This window comes from Methylophilus aquaticus, assembly GCF_030769565.1.
In the GTDB taxonomy this organism is placed as follows: Bacteria; Pseudomonadota; Gammaproteobacteria; order Burkholderiales; family Methylophilaceae; genus Methylophilus; species Methylophilus aquaticus.
The window spans coordinates 47959-71856 of record NZ_JAVCAP010000015.1; the positions used below are offsets into that span (position 1 = coordinate 47959).

The 23898-nt window shown below is 51.6% G+C and carries 19 protein-coding genes and 3 tRNA genes; 4 read left to right on the plus strand and 18 right to left on the minus strand.

Translation table 11 applies throughout. From position 1 onward, the window contains the following. Positions 1-8: 8 nt before the first annotated feature. From Q9291_RS08300 to Q9291_RS08310, 3 genes are all read right to left on the minus strand, one after another. Positions 9-3296 (minus strand): transglutaminase family protein, encoded by a 3288-nt coding sequence (locus Q9291_RS08300; RefSeq protein WP_306389574.1) that lies wholly within the window; start codon positions 3294-3296, stop codon positions 9-11. Between the two features lie 199 nt (positions 3297-3495). Next, complete coding sequence (locus tag Q9291_RS08305) at positions 3496-3714, minus strand: (2Fe-2S)-binding protein (RefSeq protein ID WP_306389575.1); 219 nt, start codon at positions 3712-3714, stop codon at positions 3496-3498. A gap of 120 nt (positions 3715-3834) precedes the next feature. After that, positions 3835-6819, minus strand: coding sequence for a valine--tRNA ligase (locus Q9291_RS08310; RefSeq protein WP_306389576.1), 2985 nt, complete (start codon positions 6817-6819; stop codon positions 3835-3837). A 126-nt stretch (positions 6820-6945) separates the two neighbouring features. Here Q9291_RS08310 and Q9291_RS08315 point away from each other — a divergent pair, with 126 nt between their 5' ends. Continuing rightward, the gene (locus Q9291_RS08315) at positions 6946-8463 is read left to right on the plus strand and encodes an esterase-like activity of phytase family protein (RefSeq protein WP_306389577.1); all 1518 of its coding nucleotides are present in this window, start codon (positions 6946-6948) and stop codon (positions 8461-8463) included. A 79-nt stretch (positions 8464-8542) separates the two neighbouring features. On the opposite strand, the gene Q9291_RS08320 is transcribed toward Q9291_RS08315, so the two are convergent. Next, a complete protein-coding gene (locus Q9291_RS08320) occupies positions 8543-9799 on the minus strand; it encodes an FAD-binding domain-containing protein (RefSeq protein WP_306389578.1) in 1257 nt (418 codons plus the stop codon). A gap of 65 nt (positions 9800-9864) precedes the next feature. On the opposite strand from Q9291_RS08320, the gene Q9291_RS08325 reads away from it, so the two are divergent. Both Q9291_RS08325 and Q9291_RS08330 read left to right on the plus strand, forming a co-directional pair. Continuing rightward, the gene (locus Q9291_RS08325) at positions 9865-10302 is read left to right on the plus strand and encodes an NfeD family protein (protein ID WP_306389579.1); all 438 of its coding nucleotides are present in this window, start codon (positions 9865-9867) and stop codon (positions 10300-10302) included. 36 nt (positions 10303-10338) lie between these two features. Further along, positions 10339-11181, plus strand: coding sequence for an SPFH domain-containing protein (locus tag Q9291_RS08330; protein WP_306389580.1), 843 nt, complete (start codon positions 10339-10341; stop codon positions 11179-11181). A 31-nt stretch (positions 11182-11212) separates the two neighbouring features. On the opposite strand, the gene Q9291_RS08335 is transcribed toward Q9291_RS08330, so the two are convergent. The 14 genes from Q9291_RS08335 to Q9291_RS08400 form a co-directional block, all read right to left on the minus strand. Beyond that, positions 11213-11968 (minus strand): HesA/MoeB/ThiF family protein, encoded by a 756-nt coding sequence (locus Q9291_RS08335; protein WP_306389581.1) that lies wholly within the window; start codon positions 11966-11968, stop codon positions 11213-11215. Positions 11969-11981: 13 nt separating this feature from the next. Further along, complete coding sequence (locus Q9291_RS08340; RefSeq protein ID WP_306389582.1) at positions 11982-12731, minus strand: type II secretion system protein; 750 nt, start codon at positions 12729-12731, stop codon at positions 11982-11984. After that, positions 12728-13918 carry a hypothetical protein gene (locus Q9291_RS08345; RefSeq protein WP_306389583.1) on the minus strand — a complete coding sequence of 397 codons (1191 nt, stop codon included), beginning with the start codon at positions 13916-13918 and terminating at the stop codon, positions 12728-12730. The genes Q9291_RS08340 and Q9291_RS08345 overlap by 4 nt, the downstream gene beginning before the upstream one ends. Further along, positions 13915-14523 (minus strand): hypothetical protein, encoded by a 609-nt coding sequence (locus Q9291_RS08350; RefSeq protein ID WP_306389584.1) that lies wholly within the window; start codon positions 14521-14523, stop codon positions 13915-13917. Before Q9291_RS08350 ends, Q9291_RS08345 begins: the two co-directional genes overlap by 4 nt. Then, complete coding sequence (locus Q9291_RS08355; RefSeq protein ID WP_306389585.1) at positions 14520-16034, minus strand: hypothetical protein; 1515 nt, start codon at positions 16032-16034, stop codon at positions 14520-14522. Before Q9291_RS08355 ends, Q9291_RS08350 begins: the two co-directional genes overlap by 4 nt. Before the next feature lies 1 nt (position 16035). Beyond that, on the minus strand, positions 16036-17235 hold the full coding sequence (locus Q9291_RS08360; protein ID WP_306389586.1) for a type II secretion system F family protein: 1200 nt from the start codon (positions 17233-17235) through the stop codon (positions 16036-16038). Continuing rightward, entirely contained in the window at positions 17232-18977 is a 1746-nt protein-coding gene (locus Q9291_RS08365) for a GspE/PulE family protein (protein WP_306389587.1), read from the minus strand. Before Q9291_RS08365 ends, Q9291_RS08360 begins: the two co-directional genes overlap by 4 nt. Then, positions 18970-19653, minus strand: a complete 684-nt coding sequence (locus Q9291_RS08370) for a hypothetical protein (RefSeq protein ID WP_306389588.1) — start codon at positions 19651-19653, stop codon at positions 18970-18972. The genes Q9291_RS08365 and Q9291_RS08370 overlap by 8 nt, the downstream gene beginning before the upstream one ends. Further along, the gene (locus Q9291_RS08375; RefSeq protein ID WP_306389589.1) at positions 19640-21490 is read right to left on the minus strand and encodes a type II secretion system protein GspD; all 1851 of its coding nucleotides are present in this window, start codon (positions 21488-21490) and stop codon (positions 19640-19642) included. Before Q9291_RS08375 ends, Q9291_RS08370 begins: the two co-directional genes overlap by 14 nt. Positions 21491-21787: 297 nt before the next feature. Beyond that, on the minus strand, positions 21788-22033 hold the full coding sequence (locus tag Q9291_RS08380; protein WP_306389590.1) for a diguanylate cyclase domain-containing protein: 246 nt from the start codon (positions 22031-22033) through the stop codon (positions 21788-21790). Positions 22034-22050: 17 nt separating this feature from the next. Further along, positions 22051-22323, minus strand: a complete 273-nt coding sequence (locus Q9291_RS08385; RefSeq protein WP_306389591.1) for a hypothetical protein — start codon at positions 22321-22323, stop codon at positions 22051-22053. 332 nt (positions 22324-22655) lie between these two features. Beyond that, positions 22656-22731 (minus strand) — tRNA-His (locus tag Q9291_RS08390). A 14-nt stretch (positions 22732-22745) separates the two neighbouring features. Beyond that, positions 22746-22822, minus strand: a tRNA-Arg gene (locus Q9291_RS08395). Positions 22823-22861: 39 nt separating this feature from the next. After that, positions 22862-22938 (minus strand) — tRNA-Pro (locus tag Q9291_RS08400). Between the two features lie 85 nt (positions 22939-23023). On the opposite strand from Q9291_RS08400, the gene folD reads away from it, so the two are divergent. Next, a complete protein-coding gene (folD, locus tag Q9291_RS08405) occupies positions 23024-23881 on the plus strand; it encodes a bifunctional methylenetetrahydrofolate dehydrogenase/methenyltetrahydrofolate cyclohydrolase FolD (protein WP_306389592.1) in 858 nt (285 codons plus the stop codon). Positions 23882-23898 lie beyond the last annotated feature (17 nt).

Sequence of the window (23898 nt, forward strand, 5' to 3'; positions counted from 1 at the left end):
ATGCTAGTTTAAATGGCTTGCCAGCGCAGGTCTAGGGTCAATGGAAAACGCGGATTGGCAACCTCCGGTTTAACCTCGACTTTGCCTGGCGTATGCCCGTGCGCCCAAAAGCGGGTAAAGCGTCTGGCCTCGGCCTCATTGGCGTTGATCGGAAACGTGTTGTAATTACGTCCGCCGGGATGCGACACATGGTAAGTGCAGCCGCCCAGCGATTTTTGGCTCCAGCTATCCACCAGATCAAACACCAGTGGCGCTTGCACCGGAATGGTAGGATGCAAGGCAGACCAGGGGCTCCAGGCGCGGAAGCGGACGCCTGCCACATACTCCCCCGCCTGACCGGTAGGCTGCAAAGGCAACGGACGGCCATTACAGGTCACCACATGGCGCCCATCGGTAAGGCCACGCACGCGCAATTGCATACGTTCAACCGATGAATCCACATAGCGCGCCGTGCCACCGCCAGACATTTCCTCGCCCAGCACATTCCACGGCTCTATCGCCTGCCGCAGCTCCATTTCTATCCCGTGATAAGCGGCCGTGCCATAGCGCGGAAAACGAAACTCGACAAAAGGCTCAAACCAGCGTTTTTCAAAGGCATAGCCTGCCTCGCGCAAATCGTCCACCACGTCGGCAATGTCTTGCGCCACAAAATGTGGCAGCATCCAGCGGTCGTGCAACTCGGTGCCCCAATGCACCAGTTTTCCGGTGTAGGGCGTTTTCCAGAAACGCGCCACCAGCGCACGTAACAGCAGGCTTTGTAGCAAACTCATGCGCGCATGCGGCGGCATTTCAAAAGCACGAAACTCCACCAGCCCCAGCCTGCCGGTCGGACCATCCGGCGAATACAGCTTGTCAATCGAAAACTCGGAACGGTGGGTATTGCCGGTCAAATCGACCAGCAAATTACGCAACAACCTGTCCACCAGCCACGGCTGCGCACTCTCCTCGCCAGAAGGCAAGGCTTTTTCCATTTGCTGAAAGGCAATCGCCAGCTCATATAAGTTGTCATCGCGCGCTTCGTCCACCCGCGGTGCCTGACTGGTGGGCCCGATAAATGTCCCCGAAAACAGGTAAGAGAGCGCAGGATGGTTTTGCCAGTAGGTAATCAGGCTGCGCAGCACATCGGGGCGACGCAACATCGGGCTGTCGGCGGCCGTGGCCCCGCCCAGTGTGACATGGTTGCCACCGCCGGTGCCGGTATGTCGTCCATCCAGCATGAACTTCTCAGTGCCTAGTCGACACAAGCGCGCCTCTTCGTACAACACGCTAACGTTCCCCACCAACTCCTTCCAGGTATTGGCCGGGTGAATATTCACCTCGATCACGCCGGGATCCGGCGTCACACTCAGCAGCTTCAGGCGACTGTCGCGAGGCGGTGTGTAACCCTCTAGCCGCAATTTGAGATTTAAATCGCTGGCGGTTTGTTCGATGGCATTGAGTAAATCCAGATAGTCTTCGAGACGGGTGACAGGTGGCATAAAGACATGCAAACGGCCCTCGCGCACCTGCACGCACAATGCGGTGTGCACCACTTCACGCGCAAGCGGTTGTGTGGTTTTGTGCTTGCTGCGCACCGCGGGGGTATTGGCGGCCTTTAGCGGTGCCTGCTGTTCGAAAGGGTCCACTGGAAAAGCAGGTTCAACATCCTCAGGCAATTGCCATGGCAATGAAGCCAGCGGCAAACGCAACCCCATTGGAGAATCGCCGCCTAACAGGTATAAATGCTCACGCCGTAACGGCCACTTGCTGGTCAGCCACTCGCCGGCAGGTTTTTCTTCATCTGGCTTGAGGGGCATCACAAACCCCACCACGGCCTCCAGCCCGCTATTGAGCACATTGGCCAAGCGCTTGCGCTCTGTGCTGTCTTTTAAATTGACCTTGAGCGGGTCGATATTTTCTGGCAACTGCTGCTCTTGTTGCACCAGTGTCATGACATCTTCATAGGCAGCAATCACGCAGGCTTTGGGAAAGCCCAGCAGATCGGCCAGATGCATGACAAACCGTTCCGCCTCGGCTACGCCGTATCCTTCAGATTTTCCATCAGGCGAGAACAGACTGGCATCGTGCCAGACAGGCAGACCATCCGGCCGCCAGTACATATTAATGGCCCAGCGCGGCAGCGGTTCACCCGGATACCATTTCCCCTGTCCATAATGCACAAAACCATTGTCGGCAAAATCAGACTTCAGGCGCAGGGCCAACTCCCCCGCCAGTTGTCGCTTGTGCTCACCCAGGGCTTCGGTGTTCCATTGCGCCCCTTCCATATCATCAATTGAGACAAAGGTCGGCTCGCCACCTTGCGTCAACCGCACATCGTGTGTGTGCAAGTCCACATCCACTTGATCACCCAAGCGGAGAATCGCCTGCCAATCTTCTTCGCTGTAAGGTTTGGTGACACGAGGGTCTTCGTGTATCCGCGTCACGGCCATTTCATGCGTGAACTCGACTTCAGCGATATCGGTAAAGCCGGTCACCGGCGCTGCCGAAGAGGGAATGGCAGTACAGGCCAGTGGAATATGGCCTTCTCCGGCCAGCAGGCCGGAAGTCGGATCCATCCCGACCCAACCGGCACCGGGAATATAGACTTCGGTCCAGGCATGCAAATCTGTAAAATCAATGTCAGTGCCACTGGGGCCATCCAGCGCGGCCACATCGGCCTTGAGCTGAATCAGGTAACCGGACACAAAGCGGGCTGCCAGACCCAGATGACGCATGATTTGTACCAGCAACCAGGCCGAATCACGACAAGAGCCTGTGCGTTTTTGCAGGGTTTCTTCGGCGGTTTGAATGCCGGGCTCCATGCGCACCAGATAGCCGATATCTGCCTGCAAGCGCTGGTTAACCGCGACCAGAAAATCCACAATCCCCGCTTCAGGCTTGACCAGCGCCTCGCGCATGCTGACCATCCATGCGGCCAGCAAAGGTCCTGCAGGCTCTGCCTGCAAATAAGCGGTCAGCTCAAAAGCCTGCTGCTCGGTATATTGAAACGGATAGTACTCGGCAGATTTTTCCACAAAAAAATCAAACGGATTAATCACCGTCATGTCTGCCACCAAATCGACCGTGAACTCCAGCTCACGCACCATTTCGGGGAATACATAGCGGGCAATATAGTTGCCGTAAGGGTCTTGCTGCCAATTGATAAAGTGCTTGTCTGGCTTGACGGATAAGGAGTAGGACAAAATCGGCGTACGCGCATGCGCAGCAGGTTTCAGGCGGACTTCATGCGGCGAGAGTTTAACCAGACGGTCAAATTGATAACGGGTGCGATGATGCAAAGCAACACGAATAGCCACTACAACTCCTTGGTAAATTTATTGTTATAGTGACTGGGGATGCAGGAAATATGCCAATGCACTGGCTGGCCTGCAAATAAAACGTATATTCAGCAAGACGGTATTGCCCTGCCAAACATCGCTCGGCACAAACTTATATGCCGCGCGTTAACAATGCGTCGAGTTAATCATGGACCAAGAATAACACATCGCGTACACACTAGCTTTCCGGGTTGATCTCATCTTGCGTGGCCTGCAGCGCTTTGACAAACTCGCCAATCTCCCACTCACAGCCGCCACACCCGGAAAGCGCCCCCGAATACCGCGAAATGGCTTCAATATTTTTGCCCTGCATGACCAGGTCATAAATCATGCCGCGGGTGGTGCCGCTGCATGTGCACATCACCTCGTCAATCACAGCCTCTTCTGGATTATTCATATCGGTCTCGGAAACTGGAAATCATGCAAAACGGCATACCCCCATATGGCGTATGCCGCATATAAGGAAGTTCTCGGATGTATGCGGCCAGCGCAACATATGCCGCGCAGCATGACACCCTTATTTCAATTTGCCCAACTGCGCCTGCAGTTTTTCCAGATTGGCGCTGAACTCGGCGAGACGGGCTTTTTCCTGCTCAACCACGGCGGCCGGGGCACGGGCGACAAAGCTTTCATTGCCCAATTTGCCATTGGCCTTGGTAATTTCACCTTGCATTCGGGCGATTTCCTTGCCCAGGCGCTCTTTTTCAGCCGCCACATCAATCTCGACTTTGAGCATGAGTTTGAAGTCACCCGCCAGCATCACGGGCGCATCGGCCTCTGGTAGTTCGCCCACAATCTCGACGCTTTCCAGCTTGACCAGTGACTTCAGGTAAGGCGCATACGCCGCCAGTTGCGCGGCATCGCCAGCAGCAATCAGCGGCACTTTGGCCGCAGGTGAAATGCCCATCTCGCCACGCAGGCTACGGCAGGCTTCCACTGCATTTTTCAGTGTGGCGACCCATGCTTCAGCCTGCTCATCGATTTTTTCCAGATCGGCTTGGGGGTAGGCCTGCAACATGATGCTTTCGGTGCCGCGCGACTTGTCTTTCAGTTCGGTCATCGGGGCGATGGTTTGCCAGATTTCTTCGGTAATAAACGGAATGATCGGATGCGCCAAACGCAAAATGGTTTCGAGTACGCGCAGCAGTGTACGGCGCGTCGCACGTTGCTCAGCCTCACTGCCGCCCTGGATTTGTACCTTGGCGATTTCCAGGTACCAGTCGCAATACTGGTCCCAGACAAACTCATAGATGGCCTTGGCGGCCAAGTCAAAGCGGTAATCGTTAAATGCACGTTCGACTTCGGCTTCGGTGCGTTGCAGCAGGCTGACGATCCAGCGGTCTGCCTGGCTGAATTTACGGCCACCAGCCTCGCAACTCTCGGCGCCAAAACCGTTATCCTGGGGCGTTCCATCCTCTTTCTGGGTGTTCATCAACACAAAGCGCGTGGCGTTCCACAGTTTGTTGCAGAAGTTTCGGTAGCCATCACAGCGTTGCAAATCAAATTTGATATCCCGGCCGGGGCTGGCCAGTGCGGCAAAAGTAAAGCGCAATGCATCCGTGCCATACGCAGCAATGCCTTCGGGGAATTCCTTGCGCGTGCGCTTCTCGATTTTTTCCGCATCTTTGGGGTTCATCAGGCCCGTGGTGCGTTTTTTGATTAAATCATCCAAGCCAATACCGTCAATCAGGTCTATCGGGTCCAGCACATTGCCCTTGGACTTGGACATTTTCTGGCCTTCGGCATCACGGATCAGGCCATGCACATACACATGCTTGAACGGGATTTTGCCGGTCAGATGCTTGGTCATCATCACCATACGTGCGACCCAGAAGAAGATGATGTCAAAGCCGGTAACAAGCACGCTGGAAGGCAAATATTGTTGCAAGGCCTGATTCTGCGCGTCGATGGCGTTATCACCAGTCCAGTCCAGCGTCGAGAACGGCCACAGGGCGGAGGAATACCAGGTATCCAGTACATCATTGTCACGCATCAAGTTGCCGCTGTATCCATCTTTGGCGGCCATGGCTTTCGCTTCGGCTTCATCATGCGCCACATACACCTGACCACTGTCACCATACCAGGCCGGGATTTGATGACCCCACCACAACTGGCGTGAAATACACCAGTCTTGAATATTGTTGAGCCACTGGTTGTAAGTATTGACCCAGTTTTCTGGGTAAAACCTAATTTGACCATCAGCCACCACTTCCAGTGCTTTTTCGGTAATGCTCTTGCCATCTATACCCGGTTTGCTCATGGCAACAAACCATTGGTCGGTGAGCATGGGTTCAATCACCACGCCAGTACGGTCGCCACGTGGCACTTTGAGTTTGTGTTTTTCGATTTTGACTAAATAACCTTGGGCTTCTAAATCGGCAACGATTTGCTTGCGAGCATCAAAACGGTCTAATCCTCTATATTTCGTTGGAATTAAATTTACCGTTCTTTCACCCATTATAGGTCTTGGATTTGCCTTAATACCATCTTGGTTAGGAGCTATGTTTTTATTATGCTCAACGAAGTCATCAAATATGTCAGCTTTTACCTTGCCATCCAATGTTAGTATGCTAATTGGCTTTAAGCCATGACGCTGCCCCACCGCATAGTCATTAAAGTCATGCGCAGGCGTCACTTTCACCACCCCTGTACCAAATTCTTTATCAACATATTCATCTTGGATAATTTGAATTGGTTTATCACATAAAGGTAGCTTTACAAATTTACCTACCAAGTGTTTATAGCGCTCATCTTCAGGGTGAATCATTACAGCCACATCACCCAGCATGGTTTCAGGTCGAGTTGTAGCCACGGTTAAATGCGTTAATCCTTTAACTGTATCTTGCTCCACTAAAGGATAGTTGATATGCCACATAAAGCCATCTTCTTCTTCCTGCACCACTTCGAGGTCAGACACGGCGGTGCCCAGCTTGACATCCCAGTTGACCAGGCGTTTGCCACGGTAAATCAGGCCTTCGTTGTACAGGCGCACAAAGCTCTCGGTGACCACTTTGTTGAGGCCTGCGTCCATGGTAAAACGCTCGCGGCTCCAGTCAGGTGAAGTACCCAGACGACGCATTTGTTTGGTGATGCTGCCGCCAGAGTATTCTTTCCATTCCCAGACTTTTTCGAGGAATTTTTCGCGGCCGAGGTCGTGGCGGGAAATGCCTTGCGCATCGAGCTGGCGCTCGACCACAATCTGCGTAGCAATACCGGCGTGGTCGGTGCCCGGTTGCCACAGCGTGTTGTCACCACGCATGCGGTGGTAGCGGGTCAGTGCGTCCATAATGGTCTGGTTAAAGCCATGGCCCATATGCAGCGTGCCGGTGACGTTGGGCGGGGGCAGCAAGATACAGAAGTTGTCCTGCACTTCGGGGTTCATGCCGGCGGCGTAATAGCCTTTGCCCTCCCAGAATGCATACCACTGGCTTTCAATGGCTTTGGGGTCAAAGGATTTGGCGAGTTCGCGGGGTGTTTGGGCGTTTTGTGTAGAAGTAGTCATGCGCGGGATTTTACCACAGGCGACCGCTTCATCTGGTGCTCACCGGCGTGCTGCGCTAGTCCTGTCATATTTAATTCACCGTGAACGATTAATTTAAACAGGATTTTTTCATTCTGGAGCGTTGAGATGACTTTTAAATTAGCCGCCATGACTGTGGCGATTTCCCTGGCTTTACCTTCACTGGCGCATGCCAGCCCTTCATTGATTGCGTTAGGCACCTTGTCTGGCAGCACTGATTTATCCTCTTTTTCTGGCATGCTTGAAAATGGTGTAGACCAGCAAAACGTATTGGGCGGTATGGGTTCAGGCCTGGCCTGGGCCGGTGGCAACACCTTCCTGGCATTGCCTGATCGCGGCCCCAATGCTGCCACCTACAATCCGCTGGTAGACAACACCACCTCTTATATTTCGCGCTTTCAAACCTTGAAGCTCGACTTGACTCAGACATTCAATGCAGGCAGCTACAGTTACAGCCTGACCCCAACCCTCACCGGCACCACACTGCTTTACAGCAACACGGCCCTCAACTATGGCACTGGTGCAGCAGGCACGGGCGCTGTGGGCGGTAACAACTACACCTTGGGTAGCGGCGCCACCATCAACGCAGGTAAATATTATTTCAATGGCCGTTCTGACAACTTTTTAGCAGGCAGCAACTCCAGCAACCCCGATAATGGCCGTTTCGACCCGGAGGCGATTCGTGTGTCTAATGACGGCAAAAGCGTGTACATCAGTGATGAATATGGCCCGTATGTGTACCAGTTTGACCGTGCAACAGGGGCAAGAACCAATGTCTACAGCTTGCCTGCTGCCTTTACTGCAAACAATCTGAGCAGCCAGGGCGCCAATGAAATCAGCGGCAACAGCAGCGGCCGCGTGGCCAACAAAGGCATGGAAGGTCTGGCGATTACGCCTGATGGCACCACACTGGTCGGGTTTGAGCAAAGCCCGCTGATTCAGGATGGCGGTGATGGTGGCCGTGCCAACCGCCTGGTGACAATAGACACACAAACCGGCGCCACCAAGCAGTATGTATTTGATAACTATCTGTCGGAAAAAAGCAAATCCTACAATAGCAGCGAGATTCTGGCCGTGAATGACCATACCTTTCTGGTGCTGGAACGCGATGGCAAAGGGCTGGGCGACGACTCCAAGGCCGATGTCAAACGCATCTACAAGATCGACTTGAATGATGCCAACGGTGACGGCGTCAGTGGCGATCAGGCGGTGGATATCGGCGCATTGAATGGCGGTGCAGGCATTAGCGGCCAGGCCAACCTGTTGGGCTATGCCGTACAAAAAACATTGTTTCTTGATTTGAAATCTGCGCTGACTGCGGCGGGCATTGCCAATACCAATATCCCGTCAAAACTGGAAGGCATAACCTTCGGGCAAGATATTACCGAAGGTGGCGTGCTTTACCATACATTATACGTTGCGAATGACAATGACTTCCTGCCGGGCACGTCTGGCACCAACAATTTTTTTGTGTTCAAGTTTACCGATGCGGACCTGAATGGCAGCGTATTTACCAACCAGGCGATCACCGCATCGGCTGTGCCAGAACCTGAAAATGCAGCGCTATTGCTCACTGGCCTGGCGTGCATTGCCGGGGTTGCACGCCGACGCAAACAGCACGCTTAACGGGTTTCTGATTTTAAGTAGCACATATAGACAGCATGGCGCAACCCATGCTGTTTTTTATTGTGATCTGGCGGTTGATTTAACCGTTTTCTGTCTGCTGCATGATGTCAGGCCCGGCCTTTTTCCAGTAACGGCTAAAGCGCATGAGGTCATGCGACTCTAATACCCTGGCCGTGAGCGCAGGTTCGGTTTGCCACTCTACCGGCCAGCCAGCAACCGCCTGTTTCAGCAACGGTTGCGGTGTCTCTTGCGTGACGATGCTGCTGGCACCCAGGTGACTGAATACCTCGGCTGTATTGCCTGCCCAGGTCTCTACATTGGGCATTTCTACCAGGCAATCGGCCATAAACTGCAGGCGTTTGCGCGGCCAGTGGCCGTATAGCTGCGGGTCGAACACAAAGACGCTTGGGCGGCCATCGGTTTGCAAAGGATGGGTGGGCGATAGGATTTCATCGTGCACCCAGATCATGGCCTGGCTACCTGCACTAGACATGCGCCGCGCCGGAGGTGCTGTAAGCGTAGATGCTTTGCTTGAAGCCTCAAGCATGATGGGCGTGGGTACCGCATCGGGCGTAAACAGGGTGTGCTCCAGCGTGGCATAGTCGGCATCAAACGGGCAGCGGACTTTGCACTGCTGGCAATAGCGCTCACCGCCAAATTGCTGCATGCTTTCACGATTGAAGAAATACGGCTTGTGGCTAAAACTGGACGCCACCCATTGCCAGGAAAGATGGTTGGAGGCCAGGTTACCATCCAGCAAAAGCGCCTCGAACCAGTCCGCGGCCTCACGCCAATCCACTTTGAGCCAGTGTACCAGGTAGGCGGCAAACCACATGCGGGCATGGTTATGCACATACCCATCGCGCACCAAGTCACGCACCACTTCGTCCATACACACCAGGCCGGTGATGCCCTGGGTGACATACGCAGGCAACGGGCGCTGGCCCAGCGGCACTTTTGGCACCTCCATTTCGTGCAAAATGGCCTCACCATAGCGATGCCACACCTGCCGGAAATAGGCATGGTAAGCCAGCTCAGAAACCAGCTTGGCTGAGGCGGCGCCAAACCGCGTCAAGATGTCGCTGATCACCTCCTGCAAGCTGAGGCAGCCATGGCGGATATAAGGCGATAAATGGGTCACCGCCCCAGACAAATGATTGCGTGTCCTGGCGTAGGCCTGCGCATCTGCGGCGGCTAGCAGGGCCAATGCAGCAGCGCGACCGCCCTGCCATTCTGCGCCCAGGTCCGGCCCGGCCGCATCTGGAAACAGCGTGTCGATTTGCTGCAGGCGCTCCTCACGTGCAGTGGCGAGTTTGATATGCGTTATGGTTTTCATCACACACCCTTTTGATTCAACTAATGATACTATGGCCTGCAAATTTAGTAAGGAAGGATTCGCGCATGAACACGCTTTGGTGGTGGTGTGGCCTGGGCCTGGTGCTGTTATGCCTGGAAATGACGAGCGGTACCCTGTATTTTTTATGGTTAGGCATTGCGGCCCTCGTGATGGCCATACTCTGTGGCGTGTTTCCCGACATGCCGCTGGCTTTGCAAGCGTTGAATTATGCAGTGTTGTCTGCCATTGCACTGGCAGCCATGCGTAAATACGAAAAACACCGGCCTTCCATGCGTATCGGGCAGGCGCAAGGTGAAGAAATTGGCCGTGAAGGGGTGGTCATTGTCGCCATCGCCCCACAACAGCCTGGCAAAATCCGTTTTAGCCAGGGGGTGTTGGGCAGCAAAGAATGGACTGCCTATGCGGATACGCCGATTGCCGCAGACCAGGCCGCCACGATTGTGGCGGTAGAGGGTAACAGCTTGCGCGTAGCCCCGCGCTAAACATTTAGTTCGCACTATTTATCACAGGGAGTGGTTATGACCGGAGTCAGTTTTATTGTTATTGTGTTGGTGGTGATCGCCATTATCAAAGGCGTGCGTATCGTGCCGCAGGGCGAAGAGTGGGTCGTTGAACGGCTGGGTAAATTTGCGGGCATCCTGACACCAGGCCTGCATGTGATTAACCCGATTTTCAGCAATGTCAGCTATAAAGTTACTACCAAAGACATCATTCTGGATGTGCCAGAACAGGAAGTGATTACCCGTGACAATGCGGTGATTTTGGCAAATGCAGTGGCCTTTATCAAAGTGACCAATATTGAGCGCGCCGTCTATGGTATTGAAAACTTCAGGGAAGCCATGCGCAATATGGTGCAAACCAGCCTGCGTTCGATTATCGGCGGCATGGACTTGAATCAGGCCCTGACTTCGCGCGACCGCATCAAGGCCGAACTGAAAGAGGCGATTGCCGACGAGGCGCTGGACTGGGGCCTCACTGTAAAAAGTGTTGAAATTCAGGATATCAAACCCTCGAACAACATGCAGGAGGCCATGGAGCGGCAAGCTGCCGCAGAACGTGAGCGTGTGGCCGTCGTCACCGAGGCCGAAGGCGCCAAACAATCGCTGATTTTAAATGCCGAGGCCAGACTGGAAGCCGCACGCAAAGATGCCGAAGCACAAATGGTGGCGGCCAATGCCTCTGCCGAAGCCATTAAAATGATCGCTGAGGCGGTGAAAGAAAACAACACCTCAGCCACCTTCCTGCTGGGTGACCGCTATATCCAGTCACTGCAAAAAATGGCCGACTCCAGTAACAGTAAATTGGTGGTGTTGCCGGGTGACATCGTCAGTGCTGTCAAAAATCTGGTCGGCGGAAAGTAATTAACGTTAAATTCTCTGCCTGACTGCCGTGTCAGGCAGGCGGATTTCCACACACTTTGCACGCCGGATCTTTCGACAATCTGATCGTCCGCCACTCGGCCGTCAACGCATCCAACAGTAACAGCCTGCCCTGCATGGTCTGGCCGATATGCAATAACAGCTTGATCGCTTCAGCCGCCTGCGCCGTGCCTATCATGCCTACCAGTGGCGCGAAAACCCCATTATCGGCACAGCGCAAGGCCTGGTCATCGCCCACATCTGGATATAAGCAGTGATAGCAGGGCGTTTCAGCATGCCTGAAATCAAACACACTGAGCTGCCCCTCAAAACGAATGGCGGCGCCGGAGATCAGCGGCTTCTGTGCGGCAAAACATAGCCGGTTCAAGGTGTACCGGGTTTCAAAATTATCCGAGCAGTCAATCACCACATCCGCTTGTGCAATCAATGCGGAAAATACCTCTGGCGTCGCGCGTGTAGTCACTGTCTGGACCGCCACGTCAGGATTAAGCTGCGCAAGCGTGACCTTGGCAGATAAGGCTTTATTCATGCCTACCGAGGCGGTGGTATGTACGATCTGCCGTTGCAGATTGGTCAGATCCACCTGGTCAAAATCACAAATGGTCAACCTACCCACACCGGATGCTGCCAGATACAGGGCGACTGGCGCACCCAGCCCGCCCGCCCCCACAATCAGCGCATGGCTTTGCGTAAGCGTCTCCTGACCTGCATATTCAATTTGCGGCAACATAATATGCCGACTGTAACGTAACAATAATTCGTCTTGCATACACTTTCCGTGGTTATGGCAGGCGCTGCGCCTGCACCATGGTGGCAATCAGCACCTTGGGCGAGAGCATGACCAGCACATCATCGTACACAGAGCCGGCAGCATGCTGCTGTGACTGATCGACAAAACTGGTGTCGCCATCTGCATTTTCAATTTCTGCGGCAGATTGAGCGGTGGCCATGGCATAAGCTTGCCCAGCCCCCGATTGTATGCCACCCAGCCCGTTTTCGCCATGCGACAGTACAATGGCAACAGGTCGGCTGGGGATACTGGTTGTGGCCCCGGTTTCTCCGCTGACCTCTATGCCACTGGCATTTTCGGCATGACTGATGGTGAACCGCACACCATGATGAGTAAACGTGCTATCTGCCCGATAGCGAAAAAAACGGCCCCAAGCATCTGTGGCTGGCACACTCAATTGCTGCCATGGCAACACGCCTTCATCTTTGTGACAGCTTTGGTTAGCCAATACATTTTCCCAGCCATCCGGTGGCATATCCGTATCCGGGCACGGCAGATAATGCATGATCACCGCATGCCCGAGCAATGCCTGCTGCGCGATTTGCAGGCGCTGCTCGGTCTCACGGTAAGCCGCTTGCGACAGATGCATACGCAGTGGTGTGATTAGCCAGCCACTCAGCAAGCTTAAAATCACCACGGCAATTGCGAGCTCCAGCAATGTAAAACCTTGCAGCATCTGCCTGCCATTGAACCGTGTGCGGCGTTGAGCACTGGCTGGCGCTTGATCATATGCATTGCTCATGGCGCAATCACCGTATCAATGCTGTCGTTGGCTACTGCGGTGGACAATGCCACCGTACCCGGCGCCAAAGACTGAAAGGTAGCCGCTTCAACATAATGGGCAAGCACGCTTTTTTCAGCCGCTGTTTGACGCGATTGTCCAGGCAACGGCTCTCCGGCGACCACCAGTTGCGCGCCACCAGCGTGCGGCCAATAAAACACTTGCTCACGCCAGCCATTTTGCTGAAACCAGTGGTGAGTGGCATCACCATCCAGTATATGTTGTGCTGCCAGCGGCCAATGTGCCTGATAATCCAGCGGGAAACGCCCAATAGAAGAGGCAGATGACAAACAACTGCCCGCACTCAGGCTGGATTTTCCCAAACAGGCAGAATCTGTGATCTCGGCTGGCGTTGGCAATATGCTGCAAGACGAGGCGTTACAATTCAAGGCGCGCTTCAATTCAAACATGACCTGTTGCTGCATTGCTCGATGCATCCGCGTTGCGGTGACTGGCCACACAATATCATTAAAATTGCCCGATGGTTGCGCTGCGACAAACCCGAGAGTGCTGGCTTCAATTGCACCAGCATTGTCTAACGTGGCAGCCATATCCAGATAGTTTTTAGCAATATCACTTTGTTGCGGCTTACGCTGTTGCAACCAGCCATCACTTCTGGTCAACGGTTGCATGGGTGCAATTAATACTGCCACAACCGCCTGTACTTGAGGGATGTCCAGTGCGGGAAACTCTGCATTCAGTACATACCAGCTTCCAGGTGCCTCTGTATTTAAAGGCAGTACCCGCGGATTATTTTTATAGGCCTCCGAAACGGCATACCATAGACGCTCGCCACTTGCATCGCGCACATCGCCTAATCCCAATGTTTTCCATGGCAATCGTCCAAGGCGAGTACCCACTCCGCTACAACTGCTTTCTGCAACACCATCATTGTTTCGGTCAGGGCAGGGTAAATCTCCGGGGCGCGGGCAATTTAATGCACATTGCGTGGTCCCCAATGGCTGCATGGCATAGGCCAGCAAGGCTTGCTCAGCGTTAGCAAGCATGGTCAATGTTTGCAGTCTGGCCTGCTGCTTGGGGTTTCTGGCAGATAAAACATTGCTCAGGGTAAGTAGCATCGCAGTTGAAAGCATGAACAACAGGATCCAGACAACGACACCGTTTTGCATGTCACGGGATACGCTCACCGCGCCTCGCTTTGCGTTGACTCGTCAAAGGGCAAATGCATCCAGTGCAACAAGCATTGCGACTCAACTGCCGTTTGATTGTCGGACAAAATCCACGTGCACTCTCTGACAATCAGGGCTTCAGCATAATATTCCTGTAATTGCTGCAACCATTGCAGCAATTCAGCTTCATGCATACCAACACTGGAAATCACCGCAGGCGTGATCTGCAATCCCAAAGGCGCTGGCAAGCGTGGCGCTGGCCAATGTTGGCTAGCATCATACAAAGTACTCTTCAGTGTATAACGCACATGTGGTAATCGAGATACTTGCTGTATCTGATAAGTGGCATCTTGCCAGGCTAGCGGGTCAGCGGTTGCGCTGAGGCCAATTTCCCGCCAATGCTGTGCGCGCTGCTGATAAAAGGTATACAACTGCCCGTGTTGCTGCGTCTGGCGAGTATGCGCCTGTTGTTGCAGCAGATGTACATTCAGCTGCACCAGTTGCTGCCTGGTTCCCAGCAAGCGTTGCAGAGCAACAACATTGCCAGCCACAGCGAGCAATGTAACCAGCAACCAGATACCCAGTGGCCAACGTAATGCAACCAACACCGAATGCCCGCTCATGGTAACCTTTTGACGGAAATCTCCACTGCCTCAGACGACGCTAGTAATACATGTAATCGCCGCCTGACAGAAACAGTTTTCCGGGGTAAACGGGTATCGCCTTCAGCAGAAACCTCCGGCATATCTGGCTTGACCAAGCCTGATGTCATCTGCATGAAAGTCGGTTGCGCGCCTAGTGTAGCCAGCAGCATCTCCCACTCTTGCTGTGCATCTTCGGTGGAAATACCTTCGCGCTTTACAAAATCAAGCCATGCCTGTTCTTGCCAACCGGTTGAAGCAACGGGTTGCCCTTTTTCTTGCGGGCCATATTGCCATTGCACTTTGTGCAACTGCCAAGCTTGCATGTTTGTACAGGCTTGTTGCAAAGCTTGCATTAAATGTTGCGGCGTGCGTTGTGCGACAACCAGTGTTTGTGCAGCATCCACCAGCGCTTGCATACCTGGCAGGTCCTTATCGTTGAAGGCTCCAACAGGGCTATCCGTTACCGAAATATTTAATGGTTGTTGATACGTAACGGATTGCTGCAGCAACCGCTGCTGCTGCCACATATTGAGCATACCCAACATACCGATGATTGCAATACTGATTGTTGCCCAGTACAGCCGGCCCCTTACTCTTTGCAGGCAGGCTGAAAATAATAACTCTGACGTTGCATGATTAGCTGCCTGAGAATGCATCATACCGTGCATCGCCGTCCACGCCATGGCTGAAATGGCAACATCGGGCATGGGCAAGCCCAGTCGCTGAAAAAGTGAAAACGGAGTCACCAGATGTTGCTTTGTGTCAGCAGGCACTATGGCAGCAGAAAGTATGCCCTCAAGCACAGGGTCTTCCGTAATGCACAACAGCTCCAGCTGCTCACCCTCGCTCAACCAGCGCTGATGCTGTACGTACATGCGCGTTTGATTGATTTCATTCATCAATACAGCTTCATTCATATGCTCCGGCAATCGCAATTGACGACTGAAAAAAAGCTTGCCTTGATAGACATAACTAAGCCGACATTGCTGTATGGCGCCATGAAGACATAATACTTGGGTGGCAGAGGGTAACAAGGATGCAACCCAGCCAGACAAACAAGTCGTTTGTAAATAAATACCGCTGACTGCAATCGAGTGTTGTTGCAGCAATTGCAGGGCACCCTGCCACATGTCCATCGACACACCTGTGTATAAGTAACGGTCTTCACGGCGCAACCCTTGCAGACTGTCCAGCCAGGTGACCGCATGGAATCCTGCTGCTGGCGGCCAAGTAGCCAGTTTGCGCAACAATAGTGCTTTTCTGGCTTGACCACGCACATGGGGTAACACTTCGATGTGGTAGTGTTCTTCAGCCAAGTCAGTTAACAGCGTAACCACCGAATGCGGGTAACTTTGCAACCATGCAAGTAAGGTTTGATCCTGCTTGGCAGGCTGATCAAAGCTTCTGCACTCACAGCATTTTTTTCCCTGCCAGCGAAAAATTTGCCATTGATGCGCGCTGATGTTTATCAAAAAATGTGTGCTGGCCATGTTAGTAATGGATGCTAGAAAAACTGTCATAGACGGGCAGCATCACTGCCGCCATTAAAAATAGCAGCATGGCACCCAGTATGATGGTCAGTACAGGCTCAAGCAACCGCAACAATGTATGCAGCTGCTGCTGCACTTCATGGTCATAAATCGCGCTGAGTTGCTTTAAAGTTTTATCCAGAGCGCCTGTGGTTTCCCCAATCTTGATCATGCGGATCATCAGTGGAGAAAAACAGCCAACCTCCGCAAAGCTGCTTGCCAGGCCAGCACCCGCATGCACGCGCTGTTCAACCGTTGACAATGCCAAAGCCATCCAGCGGTTATTCAGCAAGGGCTGGCACCATTGCAAAGCTTGCAACAATGGAATACCAGTTTGATACATCAAACCTAAATAACGGCAAAGTCTGGCCAATGCGAGTTGATGCAACAGTTTGCCAACCACTGGCAAGTGTAATTGCAGCTTATCGGCCCGCAGCATCCAAGTTGATGAGCGTTGAATCACAGTGGTCACAATTACGGAGATTAGAGGGATGAAAATCAGCATTACAAGTCCATACGCTTTAATACCGGACGAGAGTGCCAGCAATGTGCGGGTACTCCACGGCAGCGTCTGACCCAAACTGTTTAAAAAACCAGCCATTTGCGGCACCAGAAAGGTGAGCATGACGCCTGCAGCCAGGCCAACCATCACACATAATAAGGCCGGGTAAATGAGTCCACGCCGCACCTGGCTCCGCAGCTCGGCTTGCCATTGCAATGTATGTGACAAATGTCCAAGAATTTCTGGCAATTGCCCGGTACGTTCTCCAGCAGCTACCAATTGGCAAACCAGTGGCGGGAAGACTACAGGCTGCTGCTGCATGGCTTGTGACAGCAGCTTGCCGGACTGCAAAGCATGATGCAATGTCTGTAATGCACTTGAAAAAACAGAATGATCACTATGTGTTGCCAATTCTTCCAGCGCTTGTAAGAGAGGCACTCCTGCTTGAAGTAACTGTTCTAGCTGACTACAAAAAACAATAAGCAAATGCCATTTCTCACTGACCGCTATTTTGCGTTGCCTGGTAGAAACCCTCGCAGTCAAAAGCTCTCGTCCCTGTTGCAAAAGTAACCCGGCTAACGCTTGCTCACTTTCTGCCATCATCCATCCCCGCACATGTCGTCCTTGAAGGTCAATTGCAGAGTAGCGATAGTGCTTCATGGCAATTGTGCTGTATTGAGTAAAGTACTCACATCAATGACGCGCTTTAACTCCTGCCAACTGACATCTCCTGTCAACACAGTGCACAAGCCCTCTTCAGCCAATGTGTGATAGCCGTTAACACGGGCCAATTCTTGTAATTGTGCCAAGGAGGGCGCTGTTGGTAACAGGGCATCCAGGGCCGGACACAGCGCAAAAATCTCCATCACCGCCAGGCGGCCGCGATACCCTGTCATACGGCAATGCTCACAACCTACGGCCTCATAAAGCATGTCAGGTACTGAAATACCCATATTGGTTGCCCAGCCAGCCAGCCACTGCAACCTTTCAGCATCTGGTTTAACGCCTTGTTTACAATATATACACAATCGTCGCAATAAACGCTGCCCAATGACAGCAATCACGTTACCGGCAATTAACTGTGGCTTGAGCCCCAAATCCTGTAATCTTGTAAACGCCGCAGGTGCACTGTTGGTATGCAAAGTCGTCATGACCAAATGTCCGGTCATGGCTGCACGCAAAGCCATTGACGCAGTAGCTTCATCTCGCACTTCGCCAACCAGAATAATGTCAGGATCCTGACGCAAAATGGCACGAATACCATCTGAAAAATTCACTTTATTGGCTTCATTGACCGAGGTTTGACGCAATTGCATCACTGGATACTCGACCGGGTCTTCCAGCGTCATAATATTCACCTGCTCATGGTTGAGATGGTTGAGCAGTGAATATAGCGTAGTAGTCTTTCCACTCCCGGTGGGACCCGTCAGGACAATCATGCCTTCCGGTTTTTCCAGCATCGCGTGCAGACGCTCTAACTGCAGGGCGCGTAACCCCATTTGTGATAACGGTATGATGGACTTCTCTCTATCCAGCACCCGCAAAACAATATTTTCACCATGTAATGTTGGTTGGCTGGACACTCTAAAATCTATTTCACGCCCGCACAACAACAAATGCATACGACCATCTTGCGGACAGCGCTGTTCGGCAATATCCAGCCCTGCCATGATTTTGAGACGCACACACATTGCAGGCCAATAGCGCTCATGCAAGCTGCGTATTTGCCATAACACACCATCTACCCGGTAGCGAATTCGTAAAAAACCCCGCTCTGGTTCAAAGTGAAGATCAGAAGCCACTTGTTTTACGGCGTCAATCAAAATAGCATTGACCAGCCGCACTACTGGTTGCTGGCCCTGTGCAATCTCTAAACTGGCTTTGGGGGTGAGTTGCCCAGTCTCTATTTCATGCAAGATTTCTTCCAGAGACAAGGCGTGCCCATAAAACTTATCATGTGCCTGCTCGATTTGCGCGTCTGTGGCCAGTAGCGGTTTAAGCTGTACATCCTGCCCCAATCGCTGGCGCAACTGATCCAGAGCAATCACATCAAACACATCGGCCATCGCCACTCTGACTGATCGGTTATCAACGCTGAACTCTAATGGCAACAATCGATATTGCCTGGCAAAGGCTTCGGGGACCATCGCCAATACTTCTGGATCAGGAATTACCTGCCCTAGATCAATACTGTCATACGCATGCTGACTAGCCAAAAGATCACGCACCAGTGCCTCAGTGACAAAATTGAGCCGCACCAATTGCTGACCAAGCAATAAGCCATGCTTGCGCTGCTCAATCAAGGCAATCTGCAATTGATCTACAGTCACCATACCTTGACTGAGCATGCGTTCACCAATTCTTGGCTTGCCTTGTGTGGATGCACTGTGCGCTTCAGTCATTCCAGGCCTCTCGCCATGCATCATCAATGACCGGTAGTTGTTGATGTAAACGCGCCTGATAATGTTGCATGCTTTCGGCATCTCCCGTGCGCTGCAGTAATGCAATCATCAAATCCAATGCCTCAACATGGTAAGGATCCATAAGCAATACATCATTCAACGCCCGCCTCGCCATCATGTCATCGGCTATTGCAAGATAATCCTGTACCCGCAACATTGCGCGCTGCAATTGGTTGTCGGACACTATTGAACGCTTCATCTCTAATTGCCAGCGTGCAGGACTGACAGCAAGGCGTATATCCGCCTTGCTCTCCGGGATTCGTTGGTCAAAATAGACGGGGACTTCGGGTGTTAACTTGGCTTTTTTTAGTGCAAACAGGCTCGGCCATATTATATTTTTATTTATCGAAGAACTATCGAATCGTCCATTTTTAACCACTTCGACTACACCTTTTTTCGTAAAAGATGCGTTTGACTGCGTTGCAAACTTTGTAGAAACCTGGAGAACAGGCTGATTTTCAACTGCAATAAATTGTAGCCATCCGAACAAACCGAATATTGCGAATAGCACCCCATTCAAATATTGAAATATGTGCGTACCTCCCGAATGCAAGATAAATGGCCGCCGCGAAGAGCGGAACCAGCGAGTTGCACTTAGGCTGCTAATCATCCCCATGCTGTCGCTGCCCTGCCTCATCAGTGCCTTGCTCTCCAGAGCCTCCTTCTGGCAATAACGACTGAAACACCTGCAAGTCCCCTGCATTGACATCTGCGATGCCAATCACAGTGGGACGCAAAAATACAACCAACTCGGTTTTCTTGCTTGCTTGATTTTTACCTCTGAAGGCATGCCCAATCACTGGCAATGCTGACACCCCCGGTACACTGTCAATTAAATCCCGGCCATCCTCCTGCATTAGACCACCAAGAATCGCAACATGCCCACTGGCGATATTGAGCACCGACTCCATTTCCCGCACTTGAATTTCTGGAATGCTGCTGACAATGCGGCCAGTACCGGTGACTAACTGCGGATTGGGATCTTCGATATAACGTAGCACTCTGGATACTGTAGGTCGTACACTTAAGTTCACTTTGCGCTGACTGTTTATTTGAGCTGTCACCGCCATCACCAATCCCACAGGCACCGTATTTGCGGTCGTCGTTACAGACTGCAGGTTCGCACCATTCGTACTGCTGCTTTGGGAGATTTGCGATTGAATGGTGAAATAAACCAGGTTGTCTACAACCTTCAACATGGCCGTTTGATTGTTGAGCACCATCAGCTTCGGACTCGATAACACACGTGTTTTTCCAAACTGCTCGAGCAAGGTCACACTTGCGCTTAAATTACCAAGTCGACTGAATGGGTTTAGATAAGTTAATAACAATGCGACATTACCGTTGTTTTGACCCAAAGCATTTTTGCTATTGTTAGCTTCCCATGCTCCAGTTTCAGAGTTAAATCTTGCAGCCTTATTTCCAAATGACTGAGCAACTGACCAGCCACGTTGTTGTGCTGCATTTGATAATCGCGCCCAGTCAATCCCCATTTGATAACTCTTTGCCAACTCAACTTCTACAATCGTAGCTTCAATGAGTACCTGCCTTGTGACAATTTGCATCACAGTGCGCAAGTAAGCACGTACCTGCTGATGTTGACGCTTTGAGGCTCGGATGGTCAAAACCCCAGCTTCAGGATTAGCAATCACTCGTGAGGCGGTCTTATTTTTCATTAATGGGGGTGTTGAGTTGATTGCATTGGACTGCAAAATCGCTGATCCAACCTGTGGGGTCTTTTCATCACTGTCTGTCAACTTGTCAGACATCGCCAACTTCTCTGGTTTGGTATCTGCCACCTCAATGGCGGATAAGTGATCCGTAACCTCCAGCAACTCCTGAATGTTTCGAACGACACTCTCCCACAAATGATAGCGGGATTGTGAGGACACGCTGGTCCGTGAACTATTTGTATTACCTTGGGCATTATTTGGATTGCCGGTAGTATTAGCCCCGGCAGCGCTTCTGCCTGTTCCTCCAATCTCGCTGGCAGCCCCAATATATCCAACCGTATCTCGGGACTGGTTGACGTACCCGACCCTGTAACTACGGATGACAGGTGCATCCGGCGCAATCATCCATACACCATTTACCCACTCATATTGCAAGTCGATTTGTTTTGCTATGCGCAGCAAAATTGCCGGGATTGACTGCTGAATTGCATGGATGGTGATATTACCGTGGAGGTCTGGATGAATATCCATATTGACGCCACCTTCTTTTGCGAGTGTTAGCAGCACTTCTTGAACAGGCGCATCGTGCACCATCAGATTAACAAGTGTAGTTGGCTTGGCACTGGCTAAAGGGATGCTGGCAGGTACAATACGTTCTGTTTCGACCTCCTCAAGCAGATCAGGGAGTGTAGCGTCAGCCCGGGTATTAGTATCAATTTCAGGCAAATGGAAAGTTGACGGGGAAATATGCGGGGCAGCCTGTTTCGTACAGGCCGCCATAATTATGCACATGAGTAGCATAATACTGGTCCGCATATTTCCCCCTGAAGGTACCGCTGACAGTTTGTTAAATTATAAATTTAACCAATGTTAATAATTATTAATATATTTTGTCAACCTATAAATTCAGAGAGGTTCATCCCAACAAACAGTTGTGAACAGCTCGATTTCGCCGGTGATCGCACAGTCTTTCGACAACAAACCACGCACTACCAGCACCTTATAGAAACAAATCTGATTTCTGCCGTGATTTTTTGCGCAGACAAAGCGCTTCGTCTGCGCGTTCCAGTTCCGTGTTCAGTAAAACATTCTGCACCATTTTTTACAACAGCCGGTACTGATGCTGATTTGCCCAACCTGCGGGAATGTATAGGGATAAGTGCTTGTTGAAATCATGTTTAGCAACATGATGATGTCACGCTTTTCAGCGCAGGAGAACACGCCGACAAACGCTTCTCCACCAAAGCGAAAAAGCAGGTCACCGTCGCGAAAGGTTTGCTGCATCAACCTTGATAGCAGCAGTAAAACTTCATCACCGATCAAGTGCCCGTAGGTATCATTTATCTTTTTGAAAAAATCGATATCAAAATAACCAGATACAAAATAACCAGATAATAGTGCAGGAGGAATCGATATTCTGGCTTATAGTCATTGAGCAAAATCTTGCTGACACAGTGATCAAAGGTTTTACGATTGAGCAGTCCGGTCAAGGCATCGCGCTCGCTTTCAATAATCAACTTTGCGTAGTGATGAAATTTCCAGACACTGCTCAACCAGCGCAATGGCCTCTGCCGATAAAACTGGATCAGCAAGACAGCGTTTTTATGCGCCATTTGTGTAGCGGGAAAGTATGCAGCTCGCCGCCAGTGGCCTTAAAACATTGGTACTGAAGTGCTCCTGATTTAAATATGATAACAACAGGTGTAAACGTCTTCTGGCCAAGCCTCAAATGCCGGGTCCAAAGCGAGACTATCTCTGACTTTGGTCAGATCAATCAGGCTTAGTATAAATTTTTTCAAATTTGAATGTGTATTCATGTGCTCGACGGAGATTTTTTCGAGCACTTTACCAAAAACAAAGCTTTGATGGATTGATAACTAGAGGGATCAATCAGGAATAATTTTGAGCTTACTGATAGTCAAGTTGAAAGAAACAGAGAATGGAGTGGGGTGGCTGATGGGGCTCGAACCCACGACAACAGGAATCACAATCCTGGACTCTACCAACTGAGCTACAGCCACCATAGAGAATTTATTGGCCTGCCCGACAGGAATCGAACCTGTAACCCCCAGCTTAGAAGGCTGGTGCTCTATCCGGTTGAGCTACGGGCAGATAAAGTTACACGACGATTGGGGCAAATCCAAGGGAAACTGGTCGGCGTGGAGAGATTCGAACTCCCGACATCCTGCTCCCAAAGCAGGCGCGCTACCAGACTACGCTACACGCCGAAAACGTAAATATAACCCAGATCCTGAATTTGTGTCAATCTCGATGTGATAAAATTATTGTTTTACACGCTTACATTTGCTGCCCATGACTGCTCAGATTATTGATGGAAAACTGATTGCCAATCAGCTATTGGATGAAATTCGACTCAACATTGAGGGTCGTCTGCACTCAGGAAAACGTGCCCCATGCCTGGCGGTAGTATTGGTCGGAGAGGATCCAGCCTCATCCATTTACGTGCGCAACAAGCAGATTGCGTGCGAGAAAGTGGGCATTATTTCAAAAGCGCACAAACTCGCCTCTAGCATTACCCAAGAGGCCTTGTTTAGTCTGATTAAAGAGTTGAATCAAGATAAAAGCATAGATGGCATTCTGGTGCAGTCCCCATTACCAAATCACATCGATGAAACGGCAATCCTCGCACTCATAGACCCTTACAAGGATGTGGACGGTTTCCACCCTTTCAATATTGGTCGACTGGCGGTCCGTCAGCCACTTTTACGCTCATGTACGCCCTATGGCGTGATCAAAATGCTGCAAGCCAGTGGCATTTCACTGAAGGGATTAGATGCGGTGGTCGTAGGTGTATCCAACCATGTTGGACGTCCAATGGGACTGGAGTTATTGCTGGCAGGTTGTACAGTGACCAGCTGCCACCGCCACACCAAAGATCTGGCCGGACATATTGGGCGTGCTGACCTGGTGGTAGCGGCTGCTGGCAAGGCTGGCCTCATCCAAGGGGAGTGGATCAAGTCTGGTGCGATCGTGGTGGATATCGGCATCAATCGCTTGCCGGACGGAAAAATCACCGGCGATGTTAATTTTGAGTCCGCAAAACAACGCGCAGGATATATTACACCGGTCCCTGGCGGAGTAGGTCCGATGACAGTTGCAACATTAATGGAAAATACACTGAAAGCACTGGAACTCTCGGAACAGTCTTAAAGGTTTTTAGCTAAATT

Bases quoted from the DNA above. Each gene is read 5' to 3' on its own strand.
- Q9291_RS08370 (WP_306389588.1), bottom strand. From the start codon at position 19,653: ATGGGGATGATTAGCAGCCTAAGTGCAACTCGCTGGTTCCGCTCTTCG.
- folD (WP_306389592.1), top strand. From the start codon at position 23,024: ATGACTGCTCAGATTATTGATGGAAAACTGATTGCCAATCAGCTATTG.
- Q9291_RS08330 (WP_306389580.1), top strand. From the start codon at position 10,339: ATGACCGGAGTCAGTTTTATTGTTATTGTGTTGGTGGTGATCGCCATT.
- Q9291_RS08315 (WP_306389577.1), top strand. From the start codon at position 6,946: ATGACTTTTAAATTAGCCGCCATGACTGTGGCGATTTCCCTGGCTTTA.
- Q9291_RS08335 (WP_306389581.1), bottom strand. From the start codon at position 11,968: ATGCAAGACGAATTATTGTTACGTTACAGTCGGCATATTATGTTGCCG.
- Q9291_RS08325 (WP_306389579.1), top strand. From the start codon at position 9,865: ATGAACACGCTTTGGTGGTGGTGTGGCCTGGGCCTGGTGCTGTTATGC.
- Q9291_RS08385 (WP_306389591.1), bottom strand. From the start codon at position 22,323: ATGGCGCATAAAAACGCTGTCTTGCTGATCCAGTTTTATCGGCAGAGG.
- Q9291_RS08355 (WP_306389585.1), bottom strand. From the start codon at position 16,034: ATGGCCAGCACACATTTTTTGATAAACATCAGCGCGCATCAATGGCAA.
- Q9291_RS08365 (WP_306389587.1), bottom strand. From the start codon at position 18,977: ATGACTGAAGCGCACAGTGCATCCACACAAGGCAAGCCAAGAATTGGT.
- Q9291_RS08320 (WP_306389578.1), bottom strand. From the start codon at position 9,799: ATGAAAACCATAACGCATATCAAACTCGCCACTGCACGTGAGGAGCGC.
- Q9291_RS08310 (WP_306389576.1), bottom strand. From the start codon at position 6,819: ATGACTACTTCTACACAAAACGCCCAAACACCCCGCGAACTCGCCAAA.
- Q9291_RS08350 (WP_306389584.1), bottom strand. From the start codon at position 14,523: ATGAGCGGGCATTCGGTGTTGGTTGCATTACGTTGGCCACTGGGTATC.
- Q9291_RS08340 (WP_306389582.1), bottom strand. From the start codon at position 12,731: ATGAGCAATGCATATGATCAAGCGCCAGCCAGTGCTCAACGCCGCACA.
- Q9291_RS08360 (WP_306389586.1), bottom strand. From the start codon at position 17,235: ATGAAGCACTATCGCTACTCTGCAATTGACCTTCAAGGACGACATGTG.
- Q9291_RS08305 (WP_306389575.1), bottom strand. From the start codon at position 3,714: ATGAATAATCCAGAAGAGGCTGTGATTGACGAGGTGATGTGCACATGC.
- Q9291_RS08375 (WP_306389589.1), bottom strand. From the start codon at position 21,490: ATGGCGGCCTGTACGAAACAGGCTGCCCCGCATATTTCCCCGTCAACT.